The organism is Arthrobacter sp. 3Tela_A, from assembly GCF_049311025.1.
Classification (GTDB): Bacteria; Actinomycetota; Actinomycetes; order Actinomycetales; family Micrococcaceae; genus Arthrobacter_B.
Window position 1 is genome coordinate 1 of sequence record NZ_JAXIOM010000095.1, and the last position, 7,610, is coordinate 7,610.

At 63.6% G+C, this 7,610-nt stretch carries 6 protein-coding genes and 1 tRNA gene; 3 read left to right on the plus strand and 4 right to left on the minus strand.

Going from position 1 to position 7,610, the window contains the following annotated elements; all coding sequences use genetic code 11:
- Positions 1-149 precede the first annotated feature (149 nt).
- Together TVC13_RS17695 and TVC13_RS17700 are read left to right on the plus strand one after the other, a co-directional pair.
- Positions 150-222, plus strand: a tRNA-Leu gene (locus tag TVC13_RS17695).
- 190 nt (positions 223-412) lie between these two features.
- A complete protein-coding gene (locus TVC13_RS17700) occupies positions 413-1,810 on the plus strand; it encodes an ABC transporter substrate-binding protein (RefSeq protein WP_422402448.1) in 1,398 nt (465 codons plus the stop codon).
- 269 nt (positions 1,811-2,079) lie between these two features.
- Here TVC13_RS17700 and TVC13_RS17705 read toward each other — a convergent pair whose 3' ends face one another.
- From TVC13_RS17705 to TVC13_RS17720, 4 genes are all read right to left on the minus strand, one after another.
- Positions 2,080-2,826: an ABC transporter ATP-binding protein gene (locus TVC13_RS17705; RefSeq protein ID WP_422402449.1), complete on the minus strand. Its 747-nt coding sequence runs from the start codon at positions 2,824-2,826 to the stop codon at positions 2,080-2,082.
- Positions 2,823-3,767 (minus strand): ABC transporter ATP-binding protein, encoded by a 945-nt coding sequence (locus TVC13_RS17710; RefSeq protein ID WP_422402452.1) that lies wholly within the window; start codon positions 3,765-3,767, stop codon positions 2,823-2,825. Before TVC13_RS17710 ends, TVC13_RS17705 begins: the two co-directional genes overlap by 4 nt.
- 164 nt (positions 3,768-3,931) lie before the next feature.
- Complete coding sequence (locus TVC13_RS17715) at positions 3,932-4,912, minus strand: branched-chain amino acid ABC transporter permease (protein ID WP_422402450.1); 981 nt, start codon at positions 4,910-4,912, stop codon at positions 3,932-3,934.
- A gap of 10 nt (positions 4,913-4,922) precedes the next feature.
- Complete coding sequence (locus TVC13_RS17720) at positions 4,923-6,275, minus strand: branched-chain amino acid ABC transporter permease (RefSeq protein WP_422402453.1); 1,353 nt, start codon at positions 6,273-6,275, stop codon at positions 4,923-4,925.
- 350 nt (positions 6,276-6,625) lie between these two features.
- On the opposite strand from TVC13_RS17720, the gene TVC13_RS17725 reads away from it, so the two are divergent.
- A complete protein-coding gene (locus tag TVC13_RS17725) occupies positions 6,626-7,474 on the plus strand; it encodes a Bax inhibitor-1/YccA family protein (RefSeq protein ID WP_422402451.1) in 849 nt (282 codons plus the stop codon).
- The last annotated feature ends 136 nt before the right edge of the window (positions 7,475-7,610 follow it).

The window sequence follows — 7,610 nt, forward strand, 5'->3', positions numbered from 1 at the left end:
CCCCGCCCCGCGCCCCCCCCCCCCGCTGGCGGTTTAAGCGGGCTCTTTGACCGGCTGGGCGCTGGGCAGTTTCTGTGCTTGTGCGCCGCTCAAGTAGGCTGGTCTATGCGCTTCGAACCCGGCTCTGACGCCGTTGTTCCGGTGTGCGGGCCCCAGTAGCCCAATGGCAGAGGCAGCGGACTTAAAATCTGTGTGTTGTGGGTTCGAGTCCCACCTGGGGTACAAAGTGAGCCGTCCTAAACCACGCTTCTGAGCATCCTGCAACATGCAGGTCACAGGTGTGATGAGTGTTACAAGGCTGTAACCGGAACCTCTTATCTTCGACACATTATTCAACTAGCTTTTCTTCTAATCAGGAACACCTGATAACAGCATCAAAGGCACCCGCCTTTCGATCGGGGAGAAAAACTACATGACTGCACTTCGCAAGACCGGGCCGCTTGGCCTCGGGGATGGGTACGGCCGCGCAGCAAAGATGGCAGCACTGGGCTTGGGCGTTGCCCTGTTCGCTTCAGCCTGTGGCAGCAGCGGCGACTCCGGAACCGACTCCTCACCGTCCGAGGATTCTTCGTCAGCAGCAGCAAACAGTTCGGTCCTTGCCTGCCCGGAAAGCCAAGGCGGCACCGGCGAGGATCCCGGAGAGAAGGGCGATCCCTCAGCGGTTCCCGCCTCCACGGGAACCACGGATGCCCCGCTCAAGCTCGGGACCCTGCTGCCGACGACAGGCGCCCTCGCCTTCCTCGGCCCGCCGGAAATCGCCGGCGTTGATCTGGCCATTGAAGAAATCAATGCAGCGGGCGGCGTCCTTGGCCAGCCGGTTGAGGTTGTCCACCGCGACTCCGGCGACACCACCACGGACATCGCCACCCAGTCCGTCACCGATCTGCTGAGCCAGGATGTAAGCGCCATCATCGGCGCCGCTTCCTCCGGCGTTTCCAAGACTGTCATCAACCAGATCACCGGCGCCGGAGTCATCCAGTTCTCGCCGGCCAACACGTCCCCGGACTTCACCGACTGGGACGACAACGGCCTGTACTGGCGTACCGCTCCCTCCGACGTTCTCCAGGGCCGTACGCTGGGCAACTACATCATGGAGTGCGGCGCCCAGACCGTGGGCATGATCGTCCTCAATGACGCTTACGGCACGGGCCTGCAGTCCAACATCAAGGGCTCGGTCGAGGCCGCAGGCGGCCAGGTTGTCGCAGAATCGATGTTCAACGAAGGTGACTCGCAGTTCAGCAGCCAGGTGGACACTGTAACCAGTGCCAACCCGGACGCAATCGTGGTCATCAGCTTCGACCAGGCCAAGAGCATCGCACCGCTGCTCACCGGCAAGGGCGTCGATCCGTCGCAGATCTTCTTCGTTGACGGCAACACCTCCGACTACAGTGCCGACCTCGAGGCCGGAACTCTTGAGGGTGCCCAGGGCACCATCCCGGGTCCGTTCGCTTCGGACAACTTCAAGGACGCACTGCTGGGCATCGACCCGGCCCTGAAGGACTGGGCCTACGCAGGTGAGAGCTACGACGCAGTGACCATGCTGGCCCTGGCCGCAGAAGCAGCCGGCAGCACAGACGGCACAGCAATGGCCGCCGAACTGCAGGGTGTCTCCGCTGAAGGCGAGAAGTGCTTCGACTTTGCCGGCTGCGTAACCATCCTGCGCGGCGGCGGGGACATCGACTACGACGGATACTCAGGACCCGTCAGCTTCGACGAGAACGGCGACCCGACCGAGGCATACATCGGCATCTACCAGTTCGATGCCGACAACAAGCCGGTTCCCAGCCGGTCCGAGGTGGGCAAGCTCTAAACAGGCGAACTCACCAGCATCACTACCGCACCACTCGAAGGGCCCCTGCTCCGGCAGGGGCCCTTTGCTGTGCGGACGGACGGACGGACGGACGGACGGACGGACGGAGGGAGGGAGGGTGAGGGCAGGCATGAGGCCACCTCACGCGGAGTGGGGCACCTGGTGCAGGGGATAAACACGGCGCTAAGGAAGGCTAAGGAACAGGAGTGCATCAAAGCAAAGTGCCCGCCCGGAGTCGAAGCTCCGGACGGGCACCTGCCTGCTGGGGACTAGGCCGTATCGGCGAGGGTGCCCAGATACAGCTGGATGACCTTGGGATCCTTCATCAGCTCACGCCCGGTTCCGGTGTACGCGTCCTTGCCCTGGTCGAGCACGTACGCGCGGTCGCAGATCTGCAGGCAGCGCCGGGCATTCTGCTCCACCATGATCACCGAGACGCCGGCACGGTTGATCTCATGAACGCGCAGGAAGGTCTCATCCTGCTTCACGGGGGAGAGGCCTGCCGAGGGCTCATCCAGCAGCAGCACGGCCGGTTCCATCATGAGGGCCCGCCCCATGGCAACCATCTGCCGTTCGCCGCCGGAAAGGGAACCCGCTCGCTGGCTGCGCCGCTTCTTCAACTCCGGGAACAGCTCCGCCACGAACTCAAAGCGTTCCTTGAAGTTCTTCGGCTGCTGGTAAAGGCCCATCTGGAGGTTTTCTTCGATAGTCAGTGAGGCGAACACGTTGTTGTTCTGCGGAACGAACCCCACGCCGCGGCTGACCAGTTTGTTGGCCTTCAGCCCGGTCAGGTCCTGGCCGCGCACCATAACAGTGCCGGAGTGGACCTTTACCAGCCCGAACATCGCCTTGAGCAGGGTGGACTTACCGGCACCATTCGGTCCGATAATTCCGATCAATTCCCCGCGGCGGGCTTCGATCGAACAGCCGTTGAGGATGTTCACCCCGGGAATGTAGCCGGCCACCAGGTCTGTGACCTTGACGACCGAGTCGCCCTCGAAATTCTCAGCGGTCATGCCATGTCCTTACGTTCCTGGATGGTCACGGGGGCCAGCCCCTCGCCGCCCTGTATGTCTGAACCCGGATCCTTCTCGAGGACCGCTTCCAGCTTCTCGAAGCCCTCGGAATCGCCCAGATCCACGTCGTGGTGCGCACCGAGGTACGCATCGATCACGGCCTGGTCCTTCATGACCTCCGACGGCGGTCCTTCTGCAACTACCTTGCCCTCGGCCATCACGATCACCCAGTCGGCAATGTGCCGGACCATATGCATGTCGTGTTCCACGAACAGGACAGTCATGCCTTCGGCCTTCAGGTTCTTGATGTGGTCCAGCAGCGACTGTGTCAGTGCCGGGTTCACGCCGGCCATGGGCTCGTCCAGCATCACCAGCTTGGGATTGACCATCAGTGCCCGTGCCATTTCCAGGAGCTTGCGCTGGCCGCCGGAAAGCGAAGCGGCATAGTCGCTGCGCTTGGTGTCGAGCTTGAACTTCGCCAGCAGGGCGTCGGCTTGTTCGGTGATTTCGTTCTCGCGCTTTTTCCAGAGCGGCCGGAACAGTGCCCGCCGCAGGGCCTCTCCCGGCTGCTCGTTGGCACCAAGGCGCATGTTTTCCAGCACCGTCAGCTTGCCCATGACTTTGGTCAGCTGGAAGGTGCGGACCATGCCCAGCCGTGCCACCTTGTAGGCGGAAACGCCTGCCAGGTCGCGGTCCTCGAACTTCCATTCCCCGGACTGCGGGGTATCGAATCCGGTGAGCAGGTTGAACAGCGTGGTCTTTCCTGCACCGTTCGGACCAATCAAGGCGGTGATCTTGTTCCGCGGAATCTCAACATGCTCGACGTCGACGGCGTGGATACCGCCGTAGGTGCGGGTCACGTTGGAGGCCACGAGGATCGGATCGCGCTTGCGGCAGCCCGGACCGATCACGTCGGCGGCAATCGGGCGGTCATCGGTCATGTACTTGTTGCCGGCCCAGCTCGCGTGCTGATCAGGCTCCGCCGGTGCGGCATCCAACGGGACTGCCGCGGCCGGCGCGGCCCCGGCCGGTACGGTTTCCGCTGCGGGCTCGGCAGCGTGGGCACCGGGCCGGCGGGCCGGCTGCGGGCTTTCTGCTTGATGGCTCATGCGAATGACAGCTCCTTCTTATTGCCCAGCACGCCCTGCGGCCGGAATATCATCAGCAGCATGAGTGCTACACCAACAAGGATGTAACGCAGCTGCCCGGCCTGGGTAGTGTTCAGGAAAGTGATCGCCCCGGACTCGATGGCACCGTAGAGCAGGCCCTGGGTCAGGGAGAGCACGGCCCAGAAGATCATGGCGCCGATTACCGGGCCAAGTACGGTGGACATGCCGCCGAGGAGCAGTGCCGTGTAAAGGAAGAACGTCAGTTCGGTGCCGTAGTTTGCCGGCTGCACCGCTCCGCGGGGAAGCGTGAAGATGATGCCTGCCAGCGAACCGAGCAGGCCGCCGATGATCAGCGCCTGCATCTTGTAGGCATAGACGTTCTTGCCCAGCGACCGTACGGCGTTCTCATCCTCGCGGATGCCCTTGACCACGCGGCCCCAGGGACTGCGGACCAGCAGCCAGATCACGACGCAGGCCAGCGCAACGACGGTCCAGGCGACTACGCGGATCCAGAGGTCCCGTTCGTTCAGGCTGAACGGGCCCAGATTGTACTGTCCGGGCGCGAATGGGTTGAGTGAATAGAAGCCGCCCTCGAACGCCGCCAGGCCGTTGGCCGATCCGGTGACTGCCGTCAGGCCGTTGGTGGTCACCACATAGCGGACGATCTCCGCCGCCGCGATGGTCACGATTGCCAGGTAGTCCGCCCGAAGGCGCAGCGTTGGCAGGCCTAGAAGGACCGCAAAGGCCACGGAAGCGAGCATTGCAATCAGCAGCGCCACCGGCAGCGGAGCATTGAAGCTCAGGGTGGGGATGGCGAAGCCGTAGGCTCCGATGGCCATAAAGCCGGCCTGACCGAAGTTCAGCAGGCCGGTGTAGCCGAAGTGCACGGCCAGGCCGAGGGCCGCCAGCGCATAGGCCGCAGTGGTGGGTGTGAAGAATTCGTTGACTGCACCCAGCAGGATGTTTCCAAAGTCCATGTCGAGGCCCCTAACCTATGCGCTCTCGGCGGCCGAGGATACCCTGCGGCCGAACCAGGAGGACGAGAATCATGATGAGCAGCGCGCCGACGTACTTCAGGTCCGCCTCGAGCCAGAGGGTGGAGATCTCCACGAACAGGCCCACGATGATCGAGCCGATCAGGGCGCCGAAGACCGTGCCCAGCCCGCCAAGGGTCACGGACGCGAAGATCAGCAGCAGGATCTGCTGGCCCATGTTGAAGGAGACACCGGGCCGGTAATACGCCCAGAGGATGCCGCCGAGCGCGGCAAGCGCACCGCCGGCCATCCAGACAATGCGGATCACCCGGTCGACGTCGATGCCCGAGGCCGCGGCCAGCGGCGGGTTGTCGGCGACGGCTCGGGTGGCCTTGCCAATCCGCGTGCGCAGGAGCAGGGCGGCCACAATCAGGATCACGACCAGCGAGACGGCGAGCGAGACCAGGTTGTTCCGCGAAATGGAGATCGGCCCCAGTTCAAGCATGGGACTCTGCGACGCCGGAAGCTGCTGGGTTGCCCCGCCGAAGAAGAAGAGGATGGTGTAGCGCAGCGCCAGCGCCAGGCCAATGCTCACGATCATCATGGGAACCAGTCCGGTTCCCCGTTTGCGCAGCGGTTTCCACAGCCCGGCGTCCTGCACATAGCCAAGGCCTGCGCCTCCGACCACTGCCAGTATTAGTGCCAGCCACAGCGGCAGGCCCAATGCGGAGAAACCGAACGCCAGCACGGCGCCGAAGGTCACCATCTCGCCGTGGGCAAAGTTCGTCAGCCCGGTGGTGCCGAAGATCAGGGAAAGCCCGACGGCGCTAAGGGCCAGCAGCAGTCCAAAGCTGAGTCCGGCGACGGCCCGCTCGATGAGCTTGGTGCCGAAGGTGTCTCCCTGCAGGACAATGCCTTCGCCCAGGAGGAAGAGCGTGGTGATGTTCGAGGTTCCGGCGAAAGTCACGGTACGCGGGTTCTGCTGGCCCTCGGCCAGGGCCGTGCCTTCGGGGAGCGTGGATTCATCCAGCTCCACCTCAAATGCACCCTGTTCGGGAACCCCGATGGACCAGGAACCGTTCTCGGCGGTCTGCGTCTCGGCTTCGTAACCGTTGCCGCTCGCCTTGATGGTGACGCCGGCAACCGGTGCCCCGGCGTTTCGCAGGACGCCGCTGATGCGGTCCTGGTACTCGGCGCCGTCGGTCACTTCATCCCCGGAACCGCCGGAGTCCTGCGCTGTTACTTCGGTACTGCTCTCCGGTGCCGGGGATTCCGACGCCGGGGGTGGAGCGGTCGTTGCATGCACGGCTGGGGCGGCGAGCAACAGGCCGGCAAATATGCCAAGCACCGCCACGAGCATCCCCATATACCGGGCGAGTGCCGATATTCTTCCCAAAGTGAATTACCTCCGCCGGGGGTATTTATGTGCCGTTTTCGGCGCAATTTATATGTGACCTGTGTGATGTCAGTCACGAATGGTGATCATGCTACCCGGCGATTGTTTCGGTGGGGTGACACAATGTGCGAGGTTGTGTCGCGATCAGGTAACGACTCCGCCGGGTGCTTCATTATGGAAGTCCGGAGCCTGTTTTGGTCCCCCTGGGTACCAAACCGTTACCAAACGGTGGGGCCGGACCGGAATCATCCAGCCCGCCCGTACGTTGGGATTGGTAGGCTGAACTTTAAACCAAGCCCCCCAAGACGGAGGACACTTTCATGGCACTAGGCGGCAACCCGGTTTTCAACGGAAAGAATTTCCGTTCCCAGACCCGCGGCGGAGCGCCCACCGTTCCTGCAGGCGGCCCCTTTGCGGGGCAGGATCCAATGAGCCCGCAGGATCTGCAGAACCTTTACTCGGCACCGGCGGCCGGTCCGAAGGAGACCGGACGGATGACGTACGACGACGTCATCATGAAGACCCTCGGCTGCCTGGCAGTTGTGCTGCTCGGTGCGGCAATCCCCGTGTTCGTCCTGCCCGGAATGGCCGGACTGCTGATGATCGTCGGCGCGCTGGGCGGATTCGTCCTGGGCCTGGTCAACTCTTTCAAGCGTGAGCCGGTTCCGGGCCTGATCCTCGGCTACGCACTTCTCGAAGGCATGTTCCTGGGTGCCCTGACCCAGGTCCTCGACGCCATGTACCCGGGCATTGGTCTGCAGGCCGTCGTCGGCACCCTGGCAGTCTTCGCTGTAACCCTTGCCCTGTTCAAGAGCGGCAAGGTGCGTGCAACGCCCAAGGCGATGCGCTTCTTTATGATCGCGATCATTGGATACGCGGTGTTCTCCCTGGTCAACGTCGGCCTGATGATCTTCGGCGTCGTCGATGATCCGTGGGGCGTGCGCGGCGTGGAGATCGCCGGCATCCCGCTGGGCATCATCATCGGCCTGCTGGCCGTTGGCCTGGCTGCCTTCTCACTGATCATGGACTTCACCTCGATTGAGCAGGGCGTCAAGGCGGGCGCTCCGCAGCGCTACTCCTGGACCGCTGCCTTCGGCCTGACCGTGACCCTGGTCTGGCTGTACGTGGAGATCATCCGCATCCTCGCCATCCTGCGCGGCGACGACTAGTACCTGAGCTCTGCACCGGGGGGGGGGGGGGGGGGGGGGGCGCCCGGGCACGCCCCCGCCCCCGGGCAGCACACTCCCGGAAACGCGACGCGAACAGGGCCGAGCCGCCCACCTCAGCGGTGACGATGGCCTCGAG

Coding starts and splice junctions, on each gene's coding strand:
- TVC13_RS17715 (WP_422402450.1), bottom strand. CDS start 4,912: ATGGACTTTGGAAACATCCTGCTGGGTGCAGTCAACGAATTCTTCACA.
- TVC13_RS17705 (WP_422402449.1), bottom strand. CDS start 2,826: ATGACCGCTGAGAATTTCGAGGGCGACTCGGTCGTCAAGGTCACAGAC.
- TVC13_RS17700 (WP_422402448.1), top strand. CDS start 413: ATGACTGCACTTCGCAAGACCGGGCCGCTTGGCCTCGGGGATGGGTAC.
- TVC13_RS17725 (WP_422402451.1), top strand. CDS start 6,626: ATGGCACTAGGCGGCAACCCGGTTTTCAACGGAAAGAATTTCCGTTCC.
- TVC13_RS17720 (WP_422402453.1), bottom strand. CDS start 6,275: ATGGGGATGCTCGTGGCGGTGCTTGGCATATTTGCCGGCCTGTTGCTC.
- TVC13_RS17710 (WP_422402452.1), bottom strand. CDS start 3,767: ATGACCGATGACCGCCCGATTGCCGCCGACGTGATCGGTCCGGGCTGC.